Origin of the sequence: Pseudomonas sp. RIT623, from assembly GCF_004519305.1 — a bacterium.
Lineage (GTDB): Bacteria > Pseudomonadota > Gammaproteobacteria > Pseudomonadales > Pseudomonadaceae > Aquipseudomonas.
This window is the reverse complement of the sequence record NZ_SOZA01000018.1, coordinates 73,098-99,523: the sequence shown is the minus strand read 5'-3', so window position 1 is coordinate 99,523 and position 26,426 is coordinate 73,098. Positions and strand designations below refer to the sequence as shown.

The following is a 26,426-nucleotide window of genomic DNA, read 5'->3' as shown; positions in this document are numbered from 1 at the left end:
CGACCGACATCGCCTGCATGGCGAGCCGGCAGTGCTCGGGGCTTCAGGCAGCACTCAAGGCCCCGGCCGTGCGCCTGCACAACAACGACAGGCATGACCTGTCCCAAGGTGACATATGTCCAACAGCAACATTGGCAACAAGCAACCTTCCCTGCGCAAACCCGTCGTCCTAATGACCATGGGCAGCCAAGAGCGCAAAGGCCATGACTATCAGGTCATGACCCACAAATACATCTCCCCGCTGGTCGAGTTCTCCGGTTGTGTCCCGGTCCTGGTGCCCACCTGCTGCGGCGTCGAAGACCTCGAGACCTACCTGGACATGGCCGACGGCGTGTACCTGACCGGTGCCGGCAGCAACATCGACCCGGCCCTCTACGGCCAGGACAACCAGACGCCCGGCAAAGGCCAGGACCAGAACCGCGACCTGTTCGACATCCCGCTGGTCAAGGCGGCGATCAAGCGTGGCCTGCCGATCTTCGGCATCTGCCGCGGCATGCAGGAAATCAACGTGGCCCTCGGTGGCGACATCTACCAGAAGGTCTACGCCGAGCCAGGCTTCAACGACCACCGGGAAAACCCGGAAGATCCGGTCGAGGTCCAGTACGCCCAGGTGCACGGCGTGAAGATCAAGCCGGGAAGCTGGCTGCGCGACACCCTCGGCAGCGACGAAATTCGCGTCAACTCGCTGCACGGCCAGGGCCTGCGCAACCTGGGCGCGGGCATCGAGCCGATCGCCCATGCCGAGGATGGCCTGGTCGAGGCGATCCACGCCCCGAGCATCTCGCCCTTCCTGTTCGCGGTGCAGTGGCACCCGGAGTGGCAGGCGGCGAAGAACCCCGATTCGATCAAGATGTTCCAGGCCTTCGGCGACGCCTGCCGCGTCCAGGTCCGCAAGTCCCAGGTCAAGCGCAACCAGGCCGCCTGACCCTCTGAAGCTTCGTTAGCTTTGATCGCGGGGCGGCGCAAGGTCGCCCCCGTTTACCACGGTCACCCTCTGCTGGTCCCAGAACATCTCCCGTGGAAGCGGGCGGCGGGCTTGTGCCTGTCTCCGCGATCCTTTTTCCTCATAAGACATACGACAACCACATTGATCGGCCTCGCACCCTATTCGCGCCGGGCGTATCTCCTCCTGTAGGAGCGGCCTTGTGTCGCCAAAAGGCCGCAGAGCGGCCCCGGCGATCTTGGCGTCCAGGCGTAAACCCTCTGGGGCTGCTGCGCCGCCCTTTCGCGACACAAGGCCGCTCCTACAGGGACCAGTGAAACTTCCCCAGCGCAAATTTCCTGTTGCAGAGGACTAGTCATGTCACTAGTTGTACGATAACTTACCTCTCACCTTGGTACCTCCTCCTTCCAAGCGCCACAGGATGCCTACAACAATGAATCCACAAGAATTGCAATCCATCCTCTCCCACGGCCTGCTGTCGTTCCCCGTCACCGACTTCGACGCGGCCGGCGACTTCAACCCCGCAGGCTACGTCAAACGCCTGGAATGGCTCGCCCCGTATGGCGCCAGCGCACTGTTCGCCGCCGGTGGCACCGGCGAGTTCTTCTCCCTGGCCGCCAGCGAGTACAGCCAGGTGATCAAGACCGCCGTCGACACCTGCGCCACTTCGGTACCGATCCTCGCCGGCGTCGGCGGCTCGACCCGCCAGGCCATCGAATACGCCAAGGAGGCCGAACGCCTGGGCGCCAAGGGCCTGCTGCTGCTGCCCCACTACCTCACCGAAGCCAGCCAGGACGGCGTCGCCGCCCATGTCGAGGCGGTGTGCAAGGCGGTGAACATCGGCGTGGTGGTCTACAACCGCAACGTCTGCCGACTGAACGCCGACCTGCTGGAACGCCTGGCCGAGCGCTGCCCGAACCTGATCGGCTACAAGGACGGCCTGGGCGACATCGAGCTGATGGTGTCGATTCGTCGCCGCCTGGGCGATCGTTTCAGCTACCTGGGTGGCCTGCCCACCGCCGAGGTGTATGCTGCGGCGTACAAGGCGCTCGGAGTGCCGGTGTATTCGTCGGCGGTGTTCAACTTCGTGCCCAAGACTGCGATGGACTTCTACCACGCCATCGCCCGCGACGATCACGCCACCGTGGCCAAGCTGATCGACGATTTCTTCCTGCCGTACCTGGACATCCGCAACCGCAAGGCCGGTTACGCCGTGAGCATCGTCAAGGCCGGGGCGAAGCTCGCCGGTCATGACGCGGGCCCCGTGCGCACGCCGCTGACCGACCTCACCGCGCAGGAGTACGAGATGCTCGCCGCGCTGATGGACAAGATGGGCCCGCAATAAGCGAGCACCCCGCGGCCTGCCAAAGCCGCCGCCGGAGCAGGGACGCCCCGCTCCGGCCTACAACCAATCCCCGTATAAAAATAACGAGTGGGAGTAACCAGCATGCAAGCGACGCAAAAGACGCATGTACGCTACCTGATCCTGTTGATGCTGTTCCTGGTGACCACCATCAACTACGCCGACCGCGCCACCATCGCCATCGCCGGTTCCAGCCTGCAGAAAGACCTGGGCATCGACGCGGTCACCCTCGGCTACATCTTCTCCGCCTTCGGCTGGGCCTACGTGGCCGGGCAGATCCCCGGCGGCTGGCTGCTCGACCGCTTCGGCTCGAAGAATGTCTATGCCTTCAGCATCTTCACCTGGTCGCTGTTCACCCTGCTGCAGGGCTTCGTCGGCGGGCTGCCGGTGGCCTGGGCGGTGGTCACGCTGTTCACCCTGCGCTTCCTGGTAGGCTTCGCCGAAGCGCCGTCGTTTCCCGGCAACGCGCGGATCGTCGCGGCCTGGTTCCCCACCCAGGAGCGCGGCACCGCCTCGGCGATCTTCAACTCGGCACAGTACTTCGCCACCGCGCTGTTCGCCCCGATCATGGGCTGGATCGTCTTCACCTTCGGCTGGGAACATGTGTTCGTGGTCATGGGCGTACTGGGTATCGTGTTCTCGGCGGTGTGGCTGAAGACCATCTACAACCCGCGCCAGCACCCACGCATAGGCCAGGCCGAACTCGAGCATATCGAGCAGAACGGCGGCCTGGTGGACATGGACCAGAAACGCGGCGGCGACGGCCCGAAATGGGACTACATCAAGCAGCTGCTGACCAGCCGCATGCTGCTGGGCGTCTACCTCGGCCAGTACTGCATCAATGCCATCACCTACTTCTTCCTCACCTGGTTCCCGGTGTACCTGGTGCAGGAGCGCGGCATGACCATCCTCAAGGCCGGCTTCATCGCCTCACTGCCGGCGGTATGCGGCTTCATCGGCGGGGTGCTCGGCGGGGTGCTGTCGGACTGGCTGCTGCGTCGCGGCAACTCGTTGACCTTCGCGCGCAAGCTGCCAATCGTCTGCGGCCTGCTGCTGTCGACCACCATGGTGTTCTGCAACTACGTCGAGGCCGAGTGGATGGTGGTCGGCTTCATGACCCTGGCGTTCTTCGGCAAGGGCATCGGCGCCCTGGGCTGGGCGGTGGTCGCCGACACCTCGCCCAAGCAGATCGCCGGCCTCTCGGGCGGGCTGTTCAACACCTTCGGCAACATCGCCTCGATCACCACGCCGATCGTCATCGGCTACATCATCAGCGCCACCGGTTCGTTCAAATGGGCCCTGGTATATGTGGGCGCCAACGCCCTGGTGGCGGTGTTCAGCTACCTGGTGATCGTCGGCCCGATCAAGCGCATCGAGCTCAAGGAGCCGCCCAAGCGCGAACCTGCGCCCGACGCCGAACTGGCCCGCCAGTAAGCCGGACACGTCGGCGCCCAACGGCGCCGGCGACAGCACCACGCCTGAGAGACAAGACAAGAAGGGCCTGACCATGCAGTTGATCGAACATTCCGAGTCGCCCCGCTACGTGCGCCTGCACCCCGACGACAACGTCGTGGTGGTGGTCAACGACGGCGGCCTGGGCGAAGGCGCGCGCTTTGCCGATGGCCTGACCCTGGTCGAGGGCGTGCCGCAGAGCCACAAGGTCGCCACCGTGGACATCCGCAAGGGCGAGGCGGTGCGCCGCTATGGCCAGGTCATCGGCCATGCCCTGGCAGACCTGCGCCAGGGCAGTTGGGTCAAGGAAGATCAACTGGCGATGCCGGCCGCGCCCGAGCTTGCCAGCCTGCCACGCTGCGACGCCGTGCCCGCCGCCCTGCCGCCACTCGACGGCTTCAGCTTCGAGGGCTACCGCAACGCCGACGGCAGCGTCGGCACCCGCAACATCCTCGGCATCACCACCACCGTGCAGTGCGTGACCGGCGTGCTCGACCACGCGGTCAAGCGTATACGCGCCGAATTGCTGCCCCGCTACCCCAATGTCGACGATGTGGTCGCCCTCACCCACAGCTACGGCTGCGGCGTGGCGATCAACGCCCGCGACGCCTACATCCCGATCCGCACCGTGCGCAACCTGGCGCGCAACCCCAACCTAGGCGGCGAGGCGCTGGTCATCAGCCTGGGCTGCGAAAAGCTCCAGGCCGGCCAGGTGATGCACGACGGCGATCCGTCCGTGGACCTCAGCGAGCCGTGGCTGTACCGCCTGCAGGATGCGACGCTGGGCTTCGGCGAGATGATCGAGCAGATCATGGCCCTGGCCGAGACCCGCCTGAAAAAGCTCGACCAGCGCCGCCGCGAGAGCGTGCCGGCCAGCGAACTGATCCTCGGCATGCAGTGCGGCGGCAGCGACGCCTTCTCCGGCATCACCGCCAACCCGGCGCTGGGCTATGCCGCCGACCTGTTGGTGCGCGCGGGCGCGACGGTGCTGTTCTCGGAAGTTACCGAGGTGCGCGACGCCATCTACATGCTCACCTCCCGGGCCGAAACGCCGGAGGTCGCCGAAGCATTGGTGCGCGAAATGGACTGGTACGACCGCTACCTGCAGCAGGGCGCCGCCGATCGCAGCGCCAACACCACGCCGGGCAACAAGAAAGGCGGTTTGTCCAACATCGTCGAAAAAGCCCTGGGCTCGATCGTCAAGTCCGGCAGCGGCGCGATCCAGGGCGTGCTCGGGCCCGGCGAGCGGGTAACGCGCAAGGGCCTGATCTTCTGCGCCACCCCGGCCAGCGACTTCGTCTGCGGCACCTTGCAGCTGGCGGCCGGGATGAACCTGCATGTGTTCACCACTGGTCGCGGCACGCCCTATGGCCTGGCCATGGCGCCGGTGGTCAAGGTGTGCACCCGCAGCGAGCTGGCCCAGCGCTGGCCGGACCTCATCGACATCGACGCCGGGCGCATCGCCAGCGGCCGGGCGAGCATCGAGGAGCTGGGCTGGGAGCTGTTCCATTACTACCTGGACGTGGCCAGCGGCCGCAGGCAGACCTGGGCCGAACAGCACGGGCTGCACAACGACATCACCCTGTTCAATCCGGCCCCCATCACCTGACGAAGCGTGCCTGGGCCCTTCGCCGACAACACGCCCCCTGTGGGAGCCGGCTTGCCGGCGAAACGAGTGCGTAGCACTCGCCCAGGCCCTGAACCCAGCCATTCATCTACAGGAGCATTCCATGCCCGAAATCCTCGGCCACAACTTCATCGCCGGCCAGCGCAGCGCCCTTGGCCCGCAACGCCTGCACAGCCTCGACGCCACCAGCGGCGAAGCCCTGCCCTACAGCTTCGCCCAGGCCACCGAGGGCGAAGTCGACCGCGCCGCCCGCGCCGGCGCCGACGCCTTCAGCGCGTTCCGCCAACTGCCCCCGGCCCGCCGCGCCGAGTTCCTCGAAGCCATCGCCGCCGAACTGGACGAACTCGACGACAACTTCGTCGCCATCGTCTGCCGTGAAACCGCCCTGCCCGCCGCGCGCATCCAGGGCGAGCGCGGCCGCACCAGCGGCCAGATGCGCCTGTTCGCCCAGGTGCTGCGTCGCGGTGACTACCTCGGTGCGCGCATCGACCTGGCGCTGCCCGAGCGTCAGCCGCTGCCACGGGTGGACATCCGCCAGATGCGCATCGGGGTCGGCCCGGTGGCGGTGTTCGGTGCCAGTAACTTCCCGCTGGCGTTCTCCACCGCCGGTGGCGACACCGCCGCGGCCCTGGCCGCCGGCTGCCCGGTAGTGTTCAAGGCCCACAGCGGCCATATGGCCACCGCCGACCTGGTGGCCAGCGCCATCCTGCGCGCCGCCGACCGCACCGGCATGCCCAAGGGCGTGTTCAACATGGTGTTCGGCGGTGGTGTCGGCGAATGGCTGGTCAAGCACCCGGCCATCCAGGCCGTCGGTTTCACCGGCTCGCTGAAGGGCGGCGACGCGCTGTGCCGCATGGCCGCCGAGCGGCCGCAACCAATTCCGGTGTTCGCCGAAATGTCCAGCATCAACCCGGTGATCGTCCTGCCCGGCGCCCTGGCCAAGCGCGGCGAGGCCATCGCCCGCGAACTGGCAGGCTCGGTGTGCCTGGGCGCCGGCCAGTTCTGCACCAATCCCGGGATGGTGATCGGCTTGCAGTCCCCAGGTTTCAGCCAACTGCTGGGCGAGTTGGGCCGACACCTGGATCAGCAGGCCGGGCAGACGTTGCTCAATGCCGGCGGCCTGCGCAGTTATGTCGGCGGCCTGGAGCATCTGCAGGCCCACGCCGGCATCCAGCATCTGGCGGGGCAGCCGCAGCAAGGCGATCAGGCCCGCGCCCAGCTGTTCAAGGCCGATGCCCGCCTGCTGGCAGAGGCCGACCCGCTGCTGCAGGAGGAGGTGTTCGGCCCGGCCACGGTGGCCGTGGAGGTCGCCGACGAGGTGCAGTTGCGCGCCGCCCTGCTCGGCCTGCGCGGCCAGCTCACCGCCACGCTGATCGGCGAGCCGGACGACTTCGAGGCCTTTGCCTGGCTGGTGCCGCTGCTCGAAGAGAAGGTCGGGCGCATCCTGGTCAATGGCTACCCGACCGGGGTCGAGGTATGCGACGCCATGGTCCATGGCGGGCCTTACCCGGCGACCTCGGATGCCCGTGGCACTTCGGTGGGAACGCTGGCGATCGATCGCTTCCTGCGGCCGGTGTGCTACCAGAACTACCCGCAGGCTTTGCTGCCGGAGGCGTTGCGCGACGGTAACCCACTGGGCGTGCGGCGCCTGGTTAATGGGCAGTGGTCCGACAGGGCGATTTGAGCGCCCTGAAAGCGTCATAGGGGGCCGCTTTTCGGCCCCTACCAACGTGATCAGCCCCGCTGCGCCTCGGCCTCTTCATGGGCCTGGCGCAGGCGTTCGCGGCTGTTGCTCAGGTGCATGCGCATGGCCATCTTGGCGCCTTCGCTGTCGCGCCGGGCGATAGCCTCGTAGATCGCCTCGTGCTCGTGCATCAACCGGCTCATGTAATGCGCCTGGTCGTCATGGGCCAGGCGCGCCGAGTTGAGCCGGGTACGCGGGATGATGCTGGTGCCCAGGTGATTGATGATGTCGGCGAAGTAGTGATTGCCGCTGGCCTGGGCGATGCGCAGGTGGAACTGGAAGTCCGCCGACACCGCATCCGAGGCATGGGCCGCGCCCTCGTTGAGCTCGTCCAGCGCGGCGCGCATGCCGGCCAGTTGCTCGTCGCTGCGACGCTCGGCCGCCAGGCCCGCCGACTCGATCTCCAGGGCAATGCGCAACTCCAGCACCGCCAGCACCTCGCGCAGGGTGACGATGGTCGCCGGGTCGATACGAAAACCCCCGGTGCTTGGGGTGTCCAGCACGAAGGTGCCGATACCGTGGCGGGTCTCTACCTGGCCTGCGGCCTGCAGCCGCGAAATGGCCTCACGCACCACGGTGCGGCTGACCCCCTCCTCGGCCATGATCTGCGATTCGGTGGGCAGCTTGTCGCCGCGCTTGAGCTGGCCGCTGCGAATGCGCTCGGTCAGCACCGTGACCAGTTCCTGGGCCAGACTGCGTGGCTTGCGCCGGGCCCGTGCCTGTACCTGCTGCTCTGTCATGCCCTGTCTGTCTGGTTGTGGAAGACAGGCGCGATGATAGCGCAAGCAGTTGTACGATCACATACGTCCGGGCGGGTTTTCATGCGCCCTGGCGCGCCGCCGAGGGCGTGTGACCCATGACCTTGCGGTACAGGCTGGAAAATGCGCTGGGGCTCTCGTAGCCCAGGTCCAGGGCGATGGCCGTCACCGCCTCGCCCGCCGCCAGGCGGGTCACCGCCGCCATCAGGCAGGCCTGCTGGCGCCATTGGCCGAACGACAGCCCGGTCTGCTCGCGAAAACGCCGGCTGAAGGTGCGCGGGCTGCAGTTGAGTTGACGGGCCCAGGCCTCGGCGCGGGCATGGATCAACGGCTGCGCCAGGAACGCCTGGCACAGGGCCGCCAAACGTGGCTCCCTCGGCATCGGCGCGAACAGCGGCAGGCGCTCGGCCTGGCCCAGCTCGTGCAACAGCAGCCCCAGCAGCAGGCCGTCGCGCCCCGCCTCGTCATGCAGGGCCGGCACTTCGGCGCTGGCCAGCAACAGCTGGTGCAGCAGCGGTTCGACGCGCAATGCCTCGCATAGCGGCCCTGAGCGGGGCAGCGCTGTCGGCTCGATGTACAGGCTGCGGGTACTCACGCCGCGCATGCGTACCTGGTGCGGCTTGCCGGGAGGAATCCACACGCCGCTGCCGGGTGGAATGACCCAGGCGCCATCGTCGGTCAGCACCTCCATCAGCCCGCTCATCCCATAAAGAAATTGCGCCCGGCGATGGACATGCCTGGGCAACAGGGTGTCGGGCGGGTAATCGGTAGCGATGGCCAGTACCGCACGGGGGGTGGCATCGATCTGGGACAGGGGAACATTGCGCATGACAGCAGGCTCTGGCCGTGATGCGATGATTATTGGCCAACTGGCGCAAGCCAGCCAAGGGGCAGGCACCTACGCTGAGAGCCCCTGTCCTGGCCCTGAGGCTGTTCCCATGCTCTACCCCCTGCTTGGCCTGTTCGGCCTGTGTGCCGGCGTCACCACCTTGCTGTTCGGCTTCGGCGGCGGGTTCTTCGCCGTGCCGCTGCTCTATGCCCTGCTGCTCACCAGCCACGGCGCCGGCACGGCCGTGGCGGAGCATGCCATGCAGATCGCCGTGGCCACCTCGGCCACGCTGATGATCTTCAGCAGCGCCCTGGCCACCTGGCGCCACCACCGCGCCGGCAGCCTGCGCTGGGACCTGGTACGCCCCCTGGCGCCGGCCATTGCCGTTGGCGCCCTGCTCGGCGCCTGGGCCGCCCTGTACGTGACCAGCGCCTGGCTGCGCGGGTTGTTCATCGCCTATCTCCTGCTCAGCCTGCTCGATGCCTGGCTGCGCCCGGGCTTCGTCCGCACAGGCGGGCAGGCACTGGCTGGAATGAGCCGTGCCGGCGCGACCCTGGCCGGCCTGCCCATCGGCGCGCTGGCGGCGCTGCTGGGCGTCGGTGGCAGCGTGATGACCGTGCCGCTGATGCGCCGCCGCGGCGCCAGCATGCGCACCGCCACCGCCATGGCCAATCCGCTGTCGCTGCCCATGGCCCTGGTGGCCACGCTGGTCTATGCCCTGGTGCCAAGTAGTCAGGCTGACCTTGGCGCCGGCCTGCTCGGGCTGATCGACCTGCGCGCCGCGCTGGTGATGACGGTCGGCGCCTGGTTGGGCATGCACCTGGCCGCGCCCTTGCTGGGGCGCATCCCCGACCATGTGCATGCCCGGGCCTACCTGGCGCTGCTGGCCTGCGTACTGTTGGTGATGCTGCTCGTTGGCGATTGAGCCTGGCCATCGGTCATGCCCGCGCTGTAGGCTGCGACCTGCTCTCTCCAAGGAAGGAAACCGCATGAAGACGTTCGATCGCCTGCTGCTCGCCACAGGCCTGCTCATTCCGCTCTGGCTGCTGTCGGGCGTTGGCCTGACCGCCCTGGCCTATCCCGGCTACGACCATCTGCAGTAGGCCATGAGCCAGCTCGGCGCGGTCGGTGCGCCGACCCATGGCCTCTCGCCCTGGGTCAACAACTTCCCGCTGGCGTTGCTCTTCGGCCTGTTCGCCTGGGGCCTGGCGCGGCGCTGGCGCTACTCGGGGCTGGCTCGGTCGAGCGCGGGGCTGGTGCTGTTGCACGCTGTCGGCAGCCTGGGTACCGGCTGGTTCCCCTGCGACCAGGGCTGCGCGCTGCTGGAGCCGTCGTTCTCGCAACAGATGCACAACCTCAGCGGCCTGCTGATGTTCCTCTCGCTGACCCTGGCCAGCGTGTTGTGGATCTGGCTGGGCAAACGTGTGGCAGGCTCCCCGTGGCTGGGAAGGTGGTCACTGCTGTGCTCGGTGCTGGCGATGATCACCGTGGTGCTGATGGCCAAAGCCGCGCAAGGCGGTGAACTGTTCGGCCTGTACCAGCGCCTCAACTACGGCATCAGCGTGTTGTGGGTTGCCGCCCTGGCCCTGCAATCGCTGCGCGCGCACAGCCGCGATGGCCTGCAAATGGCCATCGCCTGACGGCAAACTGCTGGCCCCCAGGCGTCGAAAGCGCGGGCAAACTTCGTTTTCCTTCAGATGCTTAGGACAGCAACATGCGCGTAATTCTAGCAACCGTGGCTGGGTGCCTGCTGGCCACGACCGCCTTCGGCGCCCAGGCCCGGGCCCTGAGCCAGAACGATCGCCAGGTGTGCGGCTGGGGCGCGCAGATCGCCGCCGAGGCGCAACAGGCCAAGCTTTCCGGGGTGACCCTGTACGCCACGCGCAAGAAGCTGCAGGTACGCAAGTTCGCCAAGCCATGGATGCGCATGACGGCGTTCGGGATCACCGAGCAGACGTACAACAGCCGCTCGCGGCTGAAGCCGGCGGCGATCAAGCAGACGTATTACGAGCAATGTGCCCAGCACGCAGTTGCTAAAAAATAATTCATATAATTCAAATGGTTATGAGTTATATGAAATGTAATTTATTAGAACATGTTGAAGTGATTTCGAGGTATTCAGCGGCGTAATCGGCAACCGGTGGGAGCGGGCTTGCCCCGCGATCTGGCCAAGCGGCCATCGCGGGGCAAGCCCCCTCCCACAACACCTCCCGGTCAATCGGGCCTGTCGATCAAGGCTCGGTAATCCCCGTGGTATCGCCGATCAGCGTCTGCGCCTTGAGCGGCACCGGTGCCGCCTTGCGCAGCGCCGCCACCTGCCCCGCGGTCACCGCCGCGGCCTGGTTGCCCCAGCTGCTGCGAATGAAGTTGACCACATCGGCCACCTGCTGGTCCGACAGCCGCCAGCCGAAGCCGGGCATGCTGAACGTCGACGGCGCGCTCGCCGTGGCCGGCAGGGTCGCGCCTTCCAGCACGATGTGGATCAGCGAGGTGGCATCCTGCCCCTGCACCACCGGATTGCCCGCCAGCGCCGGGAACACCCGGGCATAGCCCTGGCCGTCGGTACGGTGGCAAGCCCCGCAGTTGTCCACGTACAACGCCGCGCCCGTCTTGCGGTCATTGCCTTGCCACAGCGCCTGGGCCACGCTGGGGTCCGCCTGGAACGGCTGGTCGTCCGGGTTGCTCGGCGGCAAGGTCTTCAGGTAGCGGGCAATGGCCGTCAGGTCGGCATCGCTCATGTACTGCATGCTGTGCTCGACCACGTCGCTCATGCCGCCGAACACCGCGGTGCGCTCGTTGCGGCCGGTCTTGAGGAAGGCGACGATCTGCGCCTCGTTCCAACTGCCCAGGCCGTCCTTGTGGTCGCCGCGCAGGCTCTTGGCGATCCAGCCCTCCAGCGGTGCGCTGCCGGCCAGGAAGGCATCACCGTCGGTGGTATCCAACGCCTTTTCCTGCATGGTGATCGCCCGTGGCGTATGACAGGCCCCGCAATGGCCCAGCCCTTCGACCAGGTAGGCACCTCGCGCCACCACCGGATCACGCCCTGCAGCCTCGAACGGCTTGACCTCGGGCGCGAACAACCCACGCCAGAACGCCAGCGGCCAGCGCATGCTCAATGGCCAAGGGATGTCGCTGGCCTTGTTCTGCTGCGCCACCGGCTGCACGCCGTGCATGAAGTAGGCATACAGCGCCTGCATGTCCTGATCGCTGACCCGGGCATAGGACGGGTATGGCATGGCCGGATACAGCGTGCTGCCATCCTTGCCGATGCCCTGGCGCACGGCGCGCTCGAAGTCTTCGTAGCGGTACTGGCCGATGCCGCTGGCGTGCGGGGTGATATTGGTCGAGTACAGGGTGCCGATGGGTGTTTCCATCGGCAGCCCGCCGGCGAACGGCTTGCCGCCCTTGGCGGTGTGGCAGGCCACGCAGTCGCCGGCACGGGCCAGGTACTCGCCCTGTTTGACCAAGGCTGGATCGACGCCGTCGGCGGCGTGCAGCAAGGTGCTCGCACCCAGGCCGAGCATGGCGATGAACAGTGTCTTGAGTTTCATGACCGGCCTCCTCATGCCTGCACCAGTGGGCCGGGGTTCTTAAGATAGCGTTCGCGGATCGCCCGCGCCGACCAGTAGGTCAACGCCGCCACCAGCCCGGTGGGGTTGTAGCCCAGGCCCTGGGGGAAGGCCGAGGCGCCAGGCACGAACACGTTGTGCACGTCCCAGCATTGCAGGTAGCGGTTGAGCGCGCTGGTCTTCGGGTCGGTGCCCATGATTGCGCCGCCATTGAGGTGAGTGGTCTGGTAGGAGGAGGCATCGAAGTGCTGGCCGAAGGCCTTTTTGCCCGCGCTGATCGCCTTGGGCCCCATGGCCTCGGCGATCTTGCCCATGCGCTCGACCATGAAGCGGTTCATCTTCACGTCGTTGTCTTTCCAGTCGAAGGTCATGCGCAGCAACGGCTGGCCGTAGGCGTCCTTGTACACCGGGTCCAGGTCGAGGTAGTTGTCGCGGTAGGACTGGTGCGCGCCGTGGGCGTCCATCGACAGCATGTGCCGGTAGCTGTCGGCCACCGCGGCCTTCCAGCCACTGCCCCATTTCGGCGTGCCCGGCGGCACCTTGGTGCCGGAGATCGGCTTAGCGCCCGCCTGGTTGACCCAGAACGGCGAGCCGCCGACGAAACCGTGGGGGCCATGGTCGAAGTTATCGGCATTGAAATCGTCTACCGCCACACCGTTGCCGCCGGCACCGATGAAGGGGTTGGTGTGGTGGCTGTCGCGGTCGAAGAACGCGGTCACGGTGGAGATGTTCTGGTAGGCGAAGTTGCGCCCCACCACGCCTTGGTTACTGACCGGATCGTAAGGCTTGCCGATGCCCGAGAGCAGCATCAGGCGCACGTTGTTGTACTGGAAGGCGCCGAGGATCACCAGGTCGGCCGGTTGCTCGACCTCGCGCCCCTGGCTATCGACATAGGTCACGCCGGTGGCCAGGCGTTTGTCCTCGGTCAGGTTGACCCGCAGCACATGGGCATTGTTGCGCAACTCGAAGTTGGGCACCTGGCGCAGGGCCGGCAGGATGTTCACGTTGGGCGAGGCCTTGGAGTACATGTAGCAGGCATAGCCGCTGCAGTAACCACAGAAGTTGCACGGTCCCATCTGCGCGCCGTACGGGTTGGTGTAAGGCCCGGAGGTGTTGGCCGACGGCAGGTTGTAGGGGTGATAGCCGACTTCACGGGCGGCCTTCTCGAACAGTTGCGCCGACACGGTGTTCTTCTGCGCCACCAGCGGGAAGTCGCTGGAGCGGTCGGCGGCGAACGGGTTGCCGCCCTTGTCGCGGCCCACCACCTGGCCCTTGATCGACCAGGCCGTGCCGGAGGTGCCGAACACCTTCTCGGCGAAATCGAAGTACGGCTCGAGCTCTTCGTAGCTCACGCCGAAGTCCTGGATGGTCATGCCTTCGGGGATGAAGGCCTTGCCGTAGCGCTCCTCGTAGTGGCTGCGCAGGCGCAGCTCCACCGGGTCGACGCGAAAATGCACGCCGGACCAGTGCAGCCCCGCCCCACCCGTGCCGGTGCCGGGCAGGAAGGCGCCGAACTGGCGATACGGCACGGCCACGTCGTTGACGCTGTGGCGCAGGGTCACGGTCTCGCGGGAGATGTCCATGAACAGCTTCTTGCGCGAGTTGTAGGTCAGCTCGTCCATGGTCTGCGGGTAGACGCCATCCGGGTAGGTGTCCCGGGCCGGGCCTCGCTCCAGGGCAACCACCTGCAGGCCGGCCTCTGTCAGCTCCTTGGCCATGATCGCCCCGGCCCAGCCGAACCCGACGATGACTACATCGACTTTTTTCATCTGGCTCATGCTTACCCCCGCTCGCCGCTGATGGAGACCGGCGGGAACGGATAACGCTCGTCGCGCTCCACCCAGTCCATGAAATCGGCGCGAGCGCCGGGGAAGCCCACCAGCTTCCAACCGACCAAACCCTGGTTGCCGCCGTGCAGCGGATCGCTGAAAAAGCCTTCGCGGGTGTTGAGCCAGAGCATGTTGAAGAAGGTGGCCGCCGGCAACGAGGCAAATGTCGCCGTGCCGCCGTCCAGGGCCTCCAGTACCTGCTGCTGGCGCGCAAGATCGAGCTGGGCGAACGCCTTGCCGAGCTGCGCCTTGCACCAGGCGTCGGTCTCGGCGATGCCCAGCCGGTAGATTTCCTGGGGGTTGAGCTTGAGCTGGTAGCCCAGCTCGCTGGGGGCGTCGGGGTGGAATGGCCCTTGCATGTACCACAGCCCGCCACTGCCGTAGCGGGTGTTGAGCTGGCGGTCGATGAACTCGGGCACGCCGGCATCGGCCGCGCCAGCACCCAAGGCATCAGTGGGAATGAGCACGGCCACGGCGGCGCTGACGAAGGCCCACTCCTCCTGGGTGAAGAAGGTCGGCTGGTAGGCGCGCGCGGTAACCGGCCGGGCCGGTTCAGCGGGTGTCGGGGTGGCGCTGTCGGCGAGCACTGCACCGCCCAGTCCGGTGCTGGCGAGGGTCGCCACCGGGATCAGGGTCAGGGATTGGCGCAGGAACGCCCGGCGCGCCGGTTGCACGGAGGCGGGTTGGTCCTTGGACATGAGGATGTCTCTCTGTTGATCAGGTCATACGGGAATCGTCGCCCTTTTCGCCAATGGAGATCCCGCCGGCCACACAAGACAGCGCTGTCTTGCGTGGCCGACCTTGAATTGCCAAGGGGTCGCAGCGCGACCCCGGGATCTCGAACCAGACAAAGGCTGTTGTTTTGCTAGACATGAGGCAAGCGCGACGCTCACCAGGTTCAATTGTTTCGCCGCTCCCAGGCCACAGGGTTGACCAGGTTTGCCGGCCGCTCGCCGGCCAGCGCGGCCAGCAGATTGTCCACTGCGCAACGGGCCATGGCTTCGCGGGTCTCCAGCGTGGCCGAGCCGATATGCGGGGTGACCACCAGGTTGTCCAGTTGCAGCAGCGGCGAATCCACCGCCAGTGGCTCCTGCACGAACACGTCCAGCCCGGCACCACGAATGCGCCGCTCGGCCAGCGCCTGCAACAGTGCCACCTCGTCGAGCACGCGGCCGCGGGAAATGTTCACCAGGATCGCCGAGGGTTTCATCAGGGCCAGCTCGCGCGCGCCGATCAGGTTTTGCGTAGCGCCGGTCAGCGGCAGGCACAGGCAGACGAAATCGGACTCGGCCAGCAACGCGTCAAGGCTGCGATAGCCAGCGCCGTACCGCGCCTCCACCTCGGGCCGCGGGCTGCGGGTGTGGTACAGCACGCGCATGCCGAAACCGGCGTGGGCACGCCGCGCCAGGGCCTCGCCGATACGGCCCATGCCGACGATGCCCAGGGTCTTGCCCTGCACGTCGCAGCCGAACTGCGCCGGGCCGATCCCGGCCCGCCAGTGGCCGGCGCGAATCCAGCCGTCGAGCTCGACCACCCGCCGGGCACAGGCCAGGATCAGCGCGAAACCGGTGTCGGCGGTGGTTTCGGTGAGCACGTCTGGGGTATTGGTCAGCAGCACCCCGCGCTGATCCAGCGCCGCGATATCGTAGTTGTCCACGCCCACCGACACACTGGAGATCACCTCCAGCTGCGGCGCCAGGTCGAGCAGCGCGCGGTCCAGGCGCAGGCTGGCGCCCAGCAGGCCATGGGCGCCCGGCAGCGCCGCGCGCAAGCGCGCCAGGCCATCGGCGGCCGGCGCTTCCACCAGGGTCACCTCGGCCTGCGCGTGCAGGCGCGCCATCAGTTCATCGGACAGGCGTTTGTAGGCGACGATGCGCTTTTTCATGCTGAGGCTCCTATCGGCTCGGCGCCAGGCTGTGCCGGCGCGCCTGTTGCAAGGGGTTGAGGACGGCGGTCAGGGCCACGGCCAGCAGCAGTGCACCGCACATGAACAGGTACGAAGCGCCGGGGCCGCCGGTGACACCATTGAGGTAGCCGACCAGGTACGAGCCCGAGAACGAGCCCAGCGCGCCCATGCTGTTGATCAGCGCCATGGCGCCCCCGGCGACGTTGGCCGGCAACAGTTCGGGAACGATCGCGAAAAACGGCCCGTAGGGCGCGTACATGCAGGCGCCGGCGATCACCAGCAAGGCGTATGACCACCAGAAGTGCTCGGTACCCAGGGCATAGGAGCCGTAGAACGCCAGCGCGGCGATCAGTAGCGGCGGCCAGACGAAGCGCTTGCGCTTCTGCAGGCGGTCCGAAGCCCAGGACACCCCGAGCATGGCCAGCACCGCCCCCAGATAGGGCACCGCCGACAGCCAGCCAGCGGTAACGATGTCCAGCGCCGCAGCCTGCTTGAGGATCGACGGCAGCCACAGAACGAAGCCGTACACGCCGATGCTCCAGCAGAAATACTGCAACGACAGGATGATCACCGTGGGCGAGCGGAATGCCTCGGCATAGTTCTTCACCGGCTTGATGCCCTGCTGCTCGGCGTCCAGCGCTTCGCGCAGCGCAGCCTTCTCCCGGGCATCGAGCCACTTGGCCTGCTCCGGTCGGTCATCGACCAGGCGCCACCAGATGAACGCCCAGAGAATGGCCGGCGCGCCCTCGATGATGAACATCCAGCGCCAGTCGAACTGCTGCACCAGGTAACCCGAGACCACTGACATCCACAGGATGGTCACCGGGTTGCCGAGGATCAGGAAGGTATTGGCCCGCGAGCGCTCGGCACGGGTGAACCAGTGACACAGGTAGATAAGCATGGCCGGCATAACCGCCGCCTCGACCACGCCCAGGAGAAAGCGGATGGCGATCAGCCAATAGACGTCGTGGACGATCCCGGTCAGCGTGGCCAGCCCGCCCCAGAGGATCAAGCTGGCGAAGATCAGCTTCTTCACGCTGCGCTTCTGCGCGTACAGGGCGCCCGGCACCTGGAAGAAGAAGTAGCCAAGGAAGAACAGCGCGCCGAGCAGCGACGACAGCGCCGGGGTGATCTTCAGGTCGTCGGCCATGCCCGAGGCCGCGGCGAAGCCGTAGTTGGCCCGGTCGAGGTAGGCCAGGCTGTAGGTGATGAAGACGATGGGCATGATGTACCACCAGCGTCTGGGTGCGAGTCGATCGATCTGCATGGGTGTTCTCCTGGTCTTGTTGTTCTTGTCACATCAGGTTGCGCGCAAGCCGGCGCTTCAGCGTGCATCGCGCACAGGGTTTTCGTGGTGGTCCAGTTCATGACGTTGCGGCAGGCCTTCCATGTCGCCGCGGCTCTGCACCGCGCGGCTGCCGCACCAGTTGCCGCGGGCCACGGCGCGGCGCAGCGGCAAGCCTTCGAGCAAGGCGCTGATCACCCCGACGGCGAAGGCATCGCCCGCGCCCACGGTGTCCACGACCCGGGCAACCGGCTGGCCGGGCACCACGCCATGGGCACCCTGGGCATCGCGCCAGTAGGCGCCTTCGGCCCCCAGTTTGATCGCCACGTACTGCGCGCCCTGTTCAAGGTAGAACTCGGCGATGGCCTGCGGCGACTGCCGGCCGGTGAGCAGACGCCCCTCCTCCAGCCCTGGCAGCACCCAGTCGGCCTTGGCCGCCAGGGCGTTGACCTCGCGCACCATGGTCTGGCGGTCGGGCCACAGTGACGGACGCAGGTTGGGGTCGAAGGAAATGCTGCGGCCATTGGCTCGCATGCCATCCAGCAACTGGTGGCACAGTTCGCGGCAACTGCCTGAAAGCGCCGCCGGAATGCCCGTGGCATGCAGGTGCCGGGCCTGCAACAACGCCGGCCGCACCAGCGCGGGCGACAGCCGGCTGGCCGCCGAGCCACGGCGGAAATACTCGACTTTCGGATCGCGGCCATCGTCGCAGCGCTCCTTGAGCTGGAACCCCGTGGGGTGCCCGGCATCGATCTCGACACTGGAACAGTCCAGGCCTTCGCGGCGCAGGCTGTCGAGCACGAAGGCACCGAGCGAGTCGTCACCGACCCGGCTCAGCCATTGCACCCGCAGGCCCAGGCGTGACAAGCCGATGGCCACATTGCTGTCGGCACCGGCGATGCGTTTGCCGAAGCCCTCGACCTGGGCCAGGTCGCCCGGCTGCGCCGCCACGAACATGGCCATGGTTTCACCGAAGCACAGCACGTCATGCTCAGCCATGGCACACCTGCCCTTCCAGCTCGGCCAGTTGCGCGACCTGGCGCGCCGTCAGCGCCAGCAGGTCCTCGCCGGCCAGGGGGTACTCGATTGCACGCGGCAGGCCCGGGGCGAAATGCGTCATCAATTCGCGCCACTGGGCCAGGTCGAGGTCCTCGGGCACCACGGCTACCAGGCGCCCGTCGGCGCGGCGCGCCACCGCCTTGCAGTGCACGTAGCGCACCCAGCGCCCCAGCAATTGCGCGGCCAGCAGCGGCGACTCGTCGTGCCAGTACCAGTTGCCGATGTCGAAGGTCATGCCCGGCGCCACGCCCTGCGCCTGTGCCTCGCGAAAGAACTTGACCAAGGTCTGCAGCCGCCCGCCGTAGGGCGTCTGGTCGTTTTCCACGTACAGCGCCGTCTTGTGCTGCAACAGTGGCGCCAGCGCCGGCAAATCGCAGCCATCCTGGTAATGACCCAGCGACACCTTGAGCGCCACCGCACCGATCTCGCTCGCCAGCTGCAGGCGCTGGGCAATCGCGGGCTCCAGGCTACCGTCCTCGCGCCACAGTTCCAGTGGCGTGGAGTAGAGACTCTGCAGGCCATGCTCGGCGGCCAGGTTGGCCAGGGTAGCGGCATCAGGCGCGGAGTCGAACAGCTCCTCGCGCCACTCCACCCGCCGCGCACCCGCCGCAGCGAGCAACGGCAGGTAGCTGGCCTGGCCCAGCCGCCTCACGGCATCGGCACCGAAACTCGACAAGCTGATGGAGACAGTGTGCGTGCGCATCGTGGTAGTCCTTGTTCTTGTGAATGAAACCGGTTTCATTTTTCCCCGGCCACAACGGCGTCCGCGACGCCGTCAGTGTTGTGATCGGGTAGAGCCTCGCGCAATGAGCTGCGCGCGCATATCCAGGCGCCGGGCAGGCAGAGGGCTGCCTTGCAGGCGCTCCAGCAGGCACTGGAACGCCGCCGCGCCGATGCGCCCGGTGGGTTGCGCCAATGCGCTGATGCCGTCACCCACCAGCGGGTACCAGTCCAGGTCGTCCAGCGCCAGCAGGCCCAGGTCCTGGAACAGCGGCCCGCCCCTGGCGTGCAGCACCCGCACCAGCTCCAGGGTGGCGACACCATTGCAACTGAACAGCGCCTGCGGGCCGTGCCCTGCCCCGGCGATGAACGCGCCCAGTTGCTCGGCGAGGCCCGGGCCTACCTCCAGCACCTGCCCGCGCAATCCATGGCGCCGGGCGATGGAGGCCTGGAAGGCATCCACGCGCTCCTGCCGCGAGCTGGTGCCATCGAGTGGCTCGGTGACGGCGAGGATGTCGCGATAACCGTTGTGTTCAAGGTGATCGAGCGCCTGCTCGACAGCGTCGCTGTTGTCCAGGCCCACCAGATCGACCGGCAGGCCCGCCAGTTGCCGGTCGACCAGCACCATGGGCAGGTCGCGGGCCAGGCTGGCCAGCTCCCCGGCGCGGTGGCCCAGGGTGTTCACGATCAGGCCATCGACGTTGTACGCCTGCAGGGCCTGCAGTTGGCTGCGCTCCTGGGCATCGTCACAATCGGTGTTGCACACCACCAGGCTGTAGCCGTGCTGGCGGCAGGCGGTTTCGACAGCGTGCATCACCGCCACGGAATAGGGATTGCGGATATCGGCCAGGAGCATGCCGATCAGCCCAGTGCGGCCGCGCTTGAGGGCGCTGGCCATGCGATTGGGCCGGTAGCCGAGGTTCTCGACCACCGCGGCGATACGCGCGGCCGTGGCCTCGGCGAGCAGTTGCCGGTCCTCGCCCATGTAGCGCGAGACGGTGGCCTTGGACACGCCCGCTGCCTTGGCGACTTCGCTGATGGTGACCCGCGTGCGCGCGGGAGCCTGATCCTTGTCCACCCAATGCCCTTCTTGTCTTGTTATCGATGCATGCGCAGAGGCGATGAAAACGGTTTCAATGAAATCAGGGATGGCCCGGATCGTCAAGTGACGCTCGTTCGGCCAAAGCACAGGCGAACTGTGCCAAAGGACTGTACGGTCGGAACCAGCACGTTATGGTAGGCCAGGACGCCATAACGACCGCCCAGGAGCGCGCCATGACTACCGTGTTTCGCATAAGCCTGCTGTTGTTGCTTGCCGGCCTGCTCCTGGGCGATATCGTCGTGGCCAGCATCGGCCTGGCGGGCCTGTGCGGCGGCGCGATCTACGCCAGCATCCTGCAAGATGCCGAGCCCCTCGCCCCGACCGAAGCGCAATTCATCGCCTAAACTGCCCTGCGGACAGGGCATGCGTCGGCGCTGTCTGGCCAGCGTGATCATCACCCTTGCCCAAGCGTTCTACTCTTCTTTCTTGCTTTCCTTCTCCAGCTTTTTCTTCCAGGCTTCCTTGGCCACCGGGCCAAGCGCATCGGCCATGGCCTTGATCTCGGCTTTGCTCTGACTATCCAGCCCCGCGAGCGTACCGGTCTCCACGACCGAAAAATTGATGTACACATCGTTACTTGCCGGGAATTTCAGCGGTTTGGTGAAATTGAAGTGATTTTCGGCCACCACTTTGAAGTTGAGCGGACCATGGGTCGCCGGGGTCGATACCGCAATGCCACCGATACTCACCGCGTCCGCAACGCTCAGGGCCAAGTGGTTGCCCTTCACCATTTGGGCTTCCGACGGGACCCGCGGACCTGCGAGCAACAGGACAGCGTCAACAAGGCAGTGCCACTGAGCCACATCATCGAAGACCTCAAGACCAACACACCCGAACTGGCCAAGGAACTGCGGCTGTAACTGTTTCCAGAGTCGGCAGTGCCAGGTGCTGGCGAGGCGGCAAACCGTATGGGGGTGAATCACTCGGAATCGCCCTACGCGCAAGGGGGAAATTTCGGAGCATCGGTCGTGCTTTGCTACGCAGGTGAAAATTTCTCCCTGACAGGCACGTCCCATGCTCAAACCCGCGCAACTCGAAAAACTCCGCGAAGTCATCTCGGAAAACCTGCGCGTCCAGCGCGACAACGACCCGGTCGCCTACATCAGCGTCGGCACCGCGCTGCAGGATGCGATCTCCAAGCAGAACCACGCCATCTTCGCCCGCCGTGGCTGTGGCAAGACCCTGCTGCTGCACCACTCCTCACGCAGCCTCAAACCCGAGCTCAAGAGCATCTACCTCAACTGCGAGGACTTCAAACGCCACTCGTTCCCCAATGTGCTGGTGGAGATCCTGGCGTCGATCTTCCGCGAACTGGACAAGAACATCTCGGGCTGGTTCGGCAAGAAGAAAAAGCTCAAGCTGATCATCAAGGACATCCTCGACAAGCTCAAAACCCTGCACGTCAACGCCGATGCCCACGAGGAAGAGGTCAGGAGCCGCAGCGCCAGCGAGCAGCATGCCGGCTTCGACGCCGGGATCAAGATCGACGACATCACCTTCAATGCCAAGAGCACGGCCAAGGAAACCCAGGAGGTCGAGCGCTCGTTCCGTATCCACCGGCAAAAACTGCAAGAGCTCGACCTCTGGCTGCCACGGCTCAAGGACAACCTGCGCGAGCTGTTCGCGGCGTCGAACACGGTCAAGGGCATCCTGCTGCAGATCGACGACCTGTATCACCTCAAGCGCACCGACCAGGCCTTCGTCGTCGACTACGTGCATCGGCTGTGCAAGGACATCCCGATCTACTTCAAGATCGCCACCCTGCGCCACTCCTCCACCCTCTACGTCGACCGCGAGGGCCAGCCGATCGGCGCCCAGGAGCGCCACGACTACCAACCCATCGACATCGACTACACCTTCAGCAACTTCCCCCGCACCCTCAAGCAGAATCACGCCATCCTTTTGCAGTTCGGCGCCCAGGCCGGCATCAGCGAGACGCAGATCATGGGTCTGTTCAAGGGCGAAGGCTTCGAGCGCCTGGTGATGGCCGGCGGTGGCGTGCCGCGCGACGTGCTTTCGCTGTTTTTGCACCTGCTCAACGAGACCGTGCAGAACGAAGGCGGCAAGATTGGCAAGGACGAGGTGCGGATCCTTTCGCGCAACAACTTCGAGCGCAAGATCGAGGAGCTCAAGCAGGACTCCAAGGACGACGAGCAGGACGACCTGATCAAGGGCATCTACATCATCAAGAGCTTCTGCCTGGACAAAAAGAACAACATCTTCGTCATCGAGGAGAAACTGCTGCAGCAGAACGACGCGCTACGGGCGCTGATCTATCGCCTGCTCGACTACCGCATCATCCACAGCTGCGCCACCGCCCTGACCCACAAGTCGGCCGAGGGTACCTTCCAGGCCTTCGCCGTCGACATCGGCTGCTACGCCCATTACCGCAAGCTGGACGGGCGCTTCAACGAAATCGACGTGACCCATGCCGCGGCCAAGGAACGCATGCGCTCGGCGCCAATTCTCGACCAGACCAAGATCGACAACATCGTCGCCTCCCTGCCCGGCCACGGCCAGGTGGAGCTGCTGGCAGAAGCCATGGAGGAGGAACCCAGCGAGGCCTAGGCTCTGTATGAAAGTCTTGAGACGAAGGTCAGGCGAGGCTGTTTTCAACGCAGCATGAACGAGTATCAAGGCTTTTCGTACAGTGCCTAAGGCTTGCGGGCCCAGCAGCCGAACATCACATCGCCGATGTAGATACCCTGCGCCTGCCGCCGCTCGACCTCGAGCCGGGCGTGCAGGGTGTCGATGCCGACCTGGCGCGGCGTGGCCACGCCCAGGGCGATGATACGCGGCAGGCAGGCGCGGATGATCGCGGCCAGGCCCATGTCGTTGTCGGGCGTTTGTACCAGGCATTCGGCGCGCAGGTCCTGTACGCTCAGGCCGGCCTGGCTCAGGGTCGCGTACAGGTGGAAACCACACTGCAGGTCCGCCCCTTCGGCGGCGAGCATGCGCTGTAGCCAGCGGGTCGCCTTGCGGTGCAGCGGGAAAGGTTCGAGGCTGGCTGGGGCCAGGGTGGTGTCATGCTCCTGGAACACCATCACGCCACCGGGCAGCAGTTGTCGGGCCAGGGCCCGCACCGCCTTGAGCGCATCGGCCTGGTACATCAGCACCCGCCGCCCGACCACGGCGTCGAACAGCCCCAGCGAGGCCGGTGGGGCATTCAGGTCGGCGGCCACGAACAGCAGCGATGCCGCGCCCGTGGGGGCCTCGCGCTGCTGGGCGCTGGCCAGTGCCGCGCTCGACTGGTCGATGCCCACCACCGCGCCGTCCTCGCCCACCAGTTCGGCCAGCAGCAGGCTCACCTCGCCGTTGCCACAACCGACATCGAGCACGCGCATGCCCGGGCCGATGCCGGCGTCCAGCAACAGCCGCGTGGTGAAATCCGCTTTCGCACATGCCATGGCCTGCTCCTTCACAAGGCACCCAGTGTGCCGAGCCTGGTGGTTCGGGCACAAGGGCTCCTATGCCGAGGCCTCGCGCGCCTGTGCGCAGTCGTCGGGCCTGGCGCCGTGCGGGTTCACCTGGCTCAGGCCTGCGGCACCCGCTGCGCGAGCGCGGCGGTGTCGGCCGGTACCGGCGGGGTCAGGCGCAATACTCGGTCACGACCGCCTTCGGCCAGCAGGTAGCCCCCCTTGCCATCGGGCACGATGGCTTGCGGCGCCTTCAGGTAACTGAGCACGACGTGTTGCACGCCAGCGCCGTCGACCCGCAGCAACCGCGCGCGATGGGTCGAATCCTCGCTGATCCACAGCCCACGCGCATCGCACAGCAGGAAGGTGGGATTACGCAGCCCCTCGACCACCACCGGATCGTTGCCCTCGGTAGTCAACGCGCGGATCTTGCCGGTGCTCTTCTCGGTGTACAGCAGTCGCCCATCATTGCAGCGGGTCAGGCCCTCGGTCTCGGTCAGCCCCGCGCGCAGCACCTCGAGCTGGCCGCTGCGCCAGTTGTAACGCATCAGCCGGCCATCACCCTTACGGTCTTCGATGGCGTACAGGTGTTCGCCATCGTTGTACAACCCCTGGACGTTGTTGCCCTGGAACAGCGTGCTGACCTGGCCACTGCGCGATACGCTGACCGGCGCCCCGCCCACCTCCTGGCTGAACGCCCAGCCGCCGTGGACGGCGACCATGCCATCAGGCTTGGACAGCCCCTCGAGCAAGACCTCCCGGTCACCCTCGGCGCTGATGCGCAGGATGCTGCCCTTGCCGCCATTGAGCTCGCGGCTCACCAGCAGGCTGCCGTCGGCCTGGGGCAGCAGCGAGGCGGCCCGGGCCACCGAGGTGTGCAACACCTGCACCTCCCAGCCGTCGGCGGCCTGCACCGGGTAGAAGGTTTGCCAGGCGAAGAAACCCAGGGTGCTGGCGGCCAGGCCTGCGGTAGCGGCCAAGGTCAGGCGAACACCACGCTTGCGCAGCACATGCATCATCGAATCGGCTCCTTGAAAGTGCCGGCGATGCTAGCAAGGGGATGTGAAAAAAATGTCGTGGATCCAATATTGCAGAACCTTCCTACATCGATATAGGAATTTGGCTTGCATGCGCCCAGACAAGCAGCCAAGGACTTCATTCACAAACCAAATACTGGGTATTTCAACATTTCATTTGTGGATATCCCGAACTGCCCCCTATGCTGCCGTGGCATCCCCTGCACGCACCGGCCGGTGTGGTCCCAGGCACGGGGAGAGAACAACAAGTCGAGACCGTTCATGTCGAAACCTTCCTACTTCGCCCCCCACGGTGGACACCCGGCTCAGACCGAGCTGCTGACTGACCGTGCCATGTTCACCGAAGCCTATGCCGTGATCCCCAAGGGCGTGATGCGTGACATCGTCACCAGCCACCTGCCGTTCTGGGACAAGATGCGCATGTGGGTCATCGCCCGCCCGCTGACCGGCTTCGCCGAGACCTTCTCGCAGTACATCGTAGAAGTCGCCCCCGAAGGCGGCAGCGAGCGCCCTGAACTGGATCCGAACGCCGAAGCGGTGCTGTTCGTCGTCGAAGGCGAGATCGACATCACCGTCGAAGGCAAGCACCACACCCTGGTCCCAGGCGGCTACGCCTTCCTGGCCCCAGGCGCCGACTGGAGCCTGCGCAACAACAGCAAGGCCAACGTCACCTTCCACTGGCTGCGCAAGCACTACCAGAAGGTAGAAGGCCTGCCGGCGCCGGAGTCGTTCGTCACCCACCGCGACAACGCCACCGTCATCGAGATGCCAGGCACCGAAGGCCGCTGGGTCACCACCCGCTTCGTCGACATGGCCGACATGCGCCACGACATGCACGTGAACATCGTCACCTTCCAGCCTGGCGGCGTGATCCCGTTCGCCGAGACCCATGTAATGGAGCACGGCCTGTACGTGCTGGAAGGCAAGGCGGTATATCGCCTGAACCAGGACTGGGTCGAGGTCGAGGCCGGCGACTTCATGTGGCTGCGCGCCTTCTGTCCGCAAGCCTGCTACTCCGGCGGCCCGGGCCCGTTCAGCTACCTGTTGTACAAGGACGTCAACCGCCACGTGCACCTGACGCTCAACCCGCAGCGTTGATGACCTTGCAGGAGCGGCAGCCTGCCGCTCCTGCTGTCTTGGGCCATACTAAGCGCACAGCCCCTTCCCGGCCTCCCGCCATGACCTTCCATCGCCTTCTACTTGCCCTGTTGCTCCTGCTGCCGGGCGCGTTGCCGTGGGCAGACGACTGGCAACTCGCGCGCCAGGAAGACGGCATCGACGTCTACTTGGCCAGCGTCGACGGTTCGGCCTACCAGCAATTTCGCGGCGTCACCCGGATCAAGGCCAGCGTCCGGACCCTGAGTGACCTGCAGGAAAACCTGCGCGTGGCCTGCAAATGGCTGTACGCCTGCGCCGACATGCGCCTGCTGGAAGTGGACGGCGATACCACCTGGGTCTACCTGAGCACCGCCCTGCCCTGGCCGGCCAAACCCAGGGACATGGTGCTCAAGGTGCGTACCGAGCGCCTGGACGACGACTCCCTGGTGCGCCACCTGAGCGCCGAGCCCGGGCGGGTACCGACCGAACCCGGGCTGATCCGGGTGCGCCGGCTCAGCGGCGAATGGATCATGCGCCCCTTGGCCGAGCGCGAGACCGAGGTCATCTACCAACTGCGCGCCGACCCGGCCGGCGACGTGCCGGGCTGGCTGGCCAACCAGTTCGTGGTGGATGCGCCGCTGGTTACCCTCAAGACCCTGCGGGCCATGGCCGAGCGCCAGCCCTGAGGC

The 26,426-nt window shown here is 66.2% G+C and carries 24 protein-coding genes and 1 pseudogene; 12 read left to right on the top strand and 13 right to left on the bottom strand.

The window, feature by feature from the left end:
• Window positions 1–115 precede the first annotated feature (115 nt).
• From E3U47_RS14285 to E3U47_RS14265, 5 genes are all read left to right on the top strand, one after another.
• Window positions 116–925 (top strand): gamma-glutamyl-gamma-aminobutyrate hydrolase family protein, encoded by an 810-nt coding sequence (locus E3U47_RS14285; RefSeq protein ID WP_134692099.1) that lies wholly within the window; start codon window positions 116–118, stop codon window positions 923–925.
• Between the two features lie 451 nt (window positions 926–1,376).
• Window positions 1,377–2,288 (top strand): 5-dehydro-4-deoxyglucarate dehydratase, encoded by a 912-nt coding sequence (gene kdgD / locus E3U47_RS14280; RefSeq protein ID WP_038706239.1) that lies wholly within the window; start codon window positions 1,377–1,379, stop codon window positions 2,286–2,288.
• Window positions 2,289–2,390: 102 nt separating this feature from the next.
• Window positions 2,391–3,740, top strand: coding sequence for an MFS transporter (locus E3U47_RS14275; RefSeq protein WP_134692097.1), 1,350 nt, complete (start codon window positions 2,391–2,393; stop codon window positions 3,738–3,740).
• A 73-nt stretch (window positions 3,741–3,813) separates the two neighbouring features.
• Entirely contained in the window at window positions 3,814–5,367 is a 1,554-nt protein-coding gene (garD, locus tag E3U47_RS14270) for a galactarate dehydratase (RefSeq protein WP_134692095.1), read from the top strand.
• Window positions 5,368–5,488: 121 nt separating this feature from the next.
• Window positions 5,489–7,069, top strand: coding sequence for an aldehyde dehydrogenase (NADP(+)) (locus tag E3U47_RS14265; RefSeq protein ID WP_134692093.1), 1,581 nt, complete (start codon window positions 5,489–5,491; stop codon window positions 7,067–7,069).
• Window positions 7,070–7,119: 50 nt separating this feature from the next.
• On the opposite strand, the gene E3U47_RS14260 is transcribed toward E3U47_RS14265, so the two are convergent.
• Both E3U47_RS14260 and E3U47_RS14255 read right to left on the bottom strand, forming a co-directional pair.
• Window positions 7,120–7,869, bottom strand: coding sequence for a FadR/GntR family transcriptional regulator (locus E3U47_RS14260; RefSeq protein ID WP_134692092.1), 750 nt, complete (start codon window positions 7,867–7,869; stop codon window positions 7,120–7,122).
• A 79-nt stretch (window positions 7,870–7,948) separates the two neighbouring features.
• A complete protein-coding gene (locus E3U47_RS14255) occupies window positions 7,949–8,716 on the bottom strand; it encodes a helix-turn-helix domain-containing protein (RefSeq protein WP_134692090.1) in 768 nt (255 codons plus the stop codon).
• A gap of 109 nt (window positions 8,717–8,825) precedes the next feature.
• Here E3U47_RS14255 and E3U47_RS14250 point away from each other — a divergent pair, with 109 nt between their 5' ends.
• From E3U47_RS14250 to E3U47_RS14240, 3 genes and pseudogenes are all read left to right on the top strand, one after another.
• Entirely contained in the window at window positions 8,826–9,641 is an 816-nt protein-coding gene (locus E3U47_RS14250) for a sulfite exporter TauE/SafE family protein (protein ID WP_134692088.1), read from the top strand.
• A gap of 64 nt (window positions 9,642–9,705) precedes the next feature.
• Window positions 9,706–10,356 (top strand): annotated as a pseudogene (locus E3U47_RS14245) (DUF998 domain-containing protein).
• Between the two features lie 74 nt (window positions 10,357–10,430).
• Window positions 10,431–10,760 (top strand): hypothetical protein, encoded by a 330-nt coding sequence (locus E3U47_RS14240; protein WP_102685238.1) that lies wholly within the window; start codon window positions 10,431–10,433, stop codon window positions 10,758–10,760.
• Between the two features lie 187 nt (window positions 10,761–10,947).
• Here the strand turns inward: E3U47_RS14240 and E3U47_RS14235 are convergent, their stop codons facing one another.
• From E3U47_RS14235 to E3U47_RS14200, 8 genes are all read right to left on the bottom strand, one after another.
• On the bottom strand, window positions 10,948–12,267 hold the full coding sequence (locus E3U47_RS14235) for a cytochrome c (RefSeq protein WP_134692086.1): 1,320 nt from the start codon (window positions 12,265–12,267) through the stop codon (window positions 10,948–10,950).
• Window positions 12,268–12,278: 11 nt separating this feature from the next.
• Complete coding sequence (locus E3U47_RS14230; protein WP_134692107.1) at window positions 12,279–14,054, bottom strand: GMC family oxidoreductase; 1,776 nt, start codon at window positions 14,052–14,054, stop codon at window positions 12,279–12,281.
• 11 nt (window positions 14,055–14,065) lie between these two features.
• Window positions 14,066–14,812 (bottom strand): gluconate 2-dehydrogenase subunit 3 family protein, encoded by a 747-nt coding sequence (locus E3U47_RS14225; protein ID WP_134692084.1) that lies wholly within the window; start codon window positions 14,810–14,812, stop codon window positions 14,066–14,068.
• A 200-nt stretch (window positions 14,813–15,012) separates the two neighbouring features.
• Window positions 15,013–15,999 carry a D-glycerate dehydrogenase gene (locus E3U47_RS14220; RefSeq protein WP_134692082.1) on the bottom strand — a complete coding sequence of 329 codons (987 nt, stop codon included), beginning with the start codon at window positions 15,997–15,999 and terminating at the stop codon, window positions 15,013–15,015.
• Window positions 16,000–16,009: 10 nt separating this feature from the next.
• Window positions 16,010–17,287, bottom strand: coding sequence for an MFS transporter (locus tag E3U47_RS14215; RefSeq protein ID WP_134692080.1), 1,278 nt, complete (start codon window positions 17,285–17,287; stop codon window positions 16,010–16,012).
• Between the two features lie 57 nt (window positions 17,288–17,344).
• Window positions 17,345–18,304 (bottom strand): sugar kinase, encoded by a 960-nt coding sequence (locus E3U47_RS14210; RefSeq protein WP_134692078.1) that lies wholly within the window; start codon window positions 18,302–18,304, stop codon window positions 17,345–17,347.
• Window positions 18,297–19,067, bottom strand: a complete 771-nt coding sequence (locus tag E3U47_RS14205) for a sugar phosphate isomerase/epimerase (RefSeq protein ID WP_134692076.1) — start codon at window positions 19,065–19,067, stop codon at window positions 18,297–18,299. Before E3U47_RS14205 ends, E3U47_RS14210 begins: the two co-directional genes overlap by 8 nt.
• Before the next feature lie 72 nt (window positions 19,068–19,139).
• Window positions 19,140–20,162 (bottom strand): substrate-binding domain-containing protein, encoded by a 1,023-nt coding sequence (locus tag E3U47_RS14200; RefSeq protein WP_134692074.1) that lies wholly within the window; start codon window positions 20,160–20,162, stop codon window positions 19,140–19,142.
• Between the two features lie 197 nt (window positions 20,163–20,359).
• Between E3U47_RS14200 and E3U47_RS24980 the strand changes: the two genes are divergently transcribed.
• Window positions 20,360–20,530, top strand: coding sequence for a hypothetical protein (locus E3U47_RS24980; protein WP_167659485.1), 171 nt, complete (start codon window positions 20,360–20,362; stop codon window positions 20,528–20,530).
• 69 nt (window positions 20,531–20,599) lie between these two features.
• On the opposite strand, the gene E3U47_RS25120 is transcribed toward E3U47_RS24980, so the two are convergent.
• The gene (locus E3U47_RS25120; protein WP_218568157.1) at window positions 20,600–21,109 is read right to left on the bottom strand and encodes a hypothetical protein; all 510 of its coding nucleotides are present in this window, start codon (window positions 21,107–21,109) and stop codon (window positions 20,600–20,602) included.
• 91 nt (window positions 21,110–21,200) lie between these two features.
• Here E3U47_RS25120 and E3U47_RS14190 point away from each other — a divergent pair, with 91 nt between their 5' ends.
• Entirely contained in the window at window positions 21,201–22,754 is a 1,554-nt protein-coding gene (locus E3U47_RS14190) for a hypothetical protein (protein ID WP_134692070.1), read from the top strand.
• An 86-nt stretch (window positions 22,755–22,840) separates the two neighbouring features.
• Here the strand turns inward: E3U47_RS14190 and E3U47_RS14185 are convergent, their stop codons facing one another.
• Together E3U47_RS14185 and E3U47_RS14180 are read right to left on the bottom strand one after the other, a co-directional pair.
• Window positions 22,841–23,593 carry a class I SAM-dependent methyltransferase gene (locus E3U47_RS14185; RefSeq protein ID WP_134692068.1) on the bottom strand — a complete coding sequence of 251 codons (753 nt, stop codon included), beginning with the start codon at window positions 23,591–23,593 and terminating at the stop codon, window positions 22,841–22,843.
• 125 nt (window positions 23,594–23,718) lie between these two features.
• Complete coding sequence (locus E3U47_RS14180) at window positions 23,719–24,621, bottom strand: hypothetical protein (protein WP_134692066.1); 903 nt, start codon at window positions 24,619–24,621, stop codon at window positions 23,719–23,721.
• A 279-nt stretch (window positions 24,622–24,900) separates the two neighbouring features.
• Between E3U47_RS14180 and E3U47_RS14175 the strand changes: the two genes are divergently transcribed.
• Window positions 24,901–25,737, top strand: coding sequence for a bifunctional allantoicase/(S)-ureidoglycine aminohydrolase (locus E3U47_RS14175; RefSeq protein ID WP_134692064.1), 837 nt, complete (start codon window positions 24,901–24,903; stop codon window positions 25,735–25,737).
• 80 nt (window positions 25,738–25,817) lie between these two features.
• Complete coding sequence (locus E3U47_RS14170) at window positions 25,818–26,423, top strand: START domain-containing protein (RefSeq protein WP_134692062.1); 606 nt, start codon at window positions 25,818–25,820, stop codon at window positions 26,421–26,423.
• The last annotated feature ends 3 nt before the right edge of the window (window positions 26,424–26,426 follow it).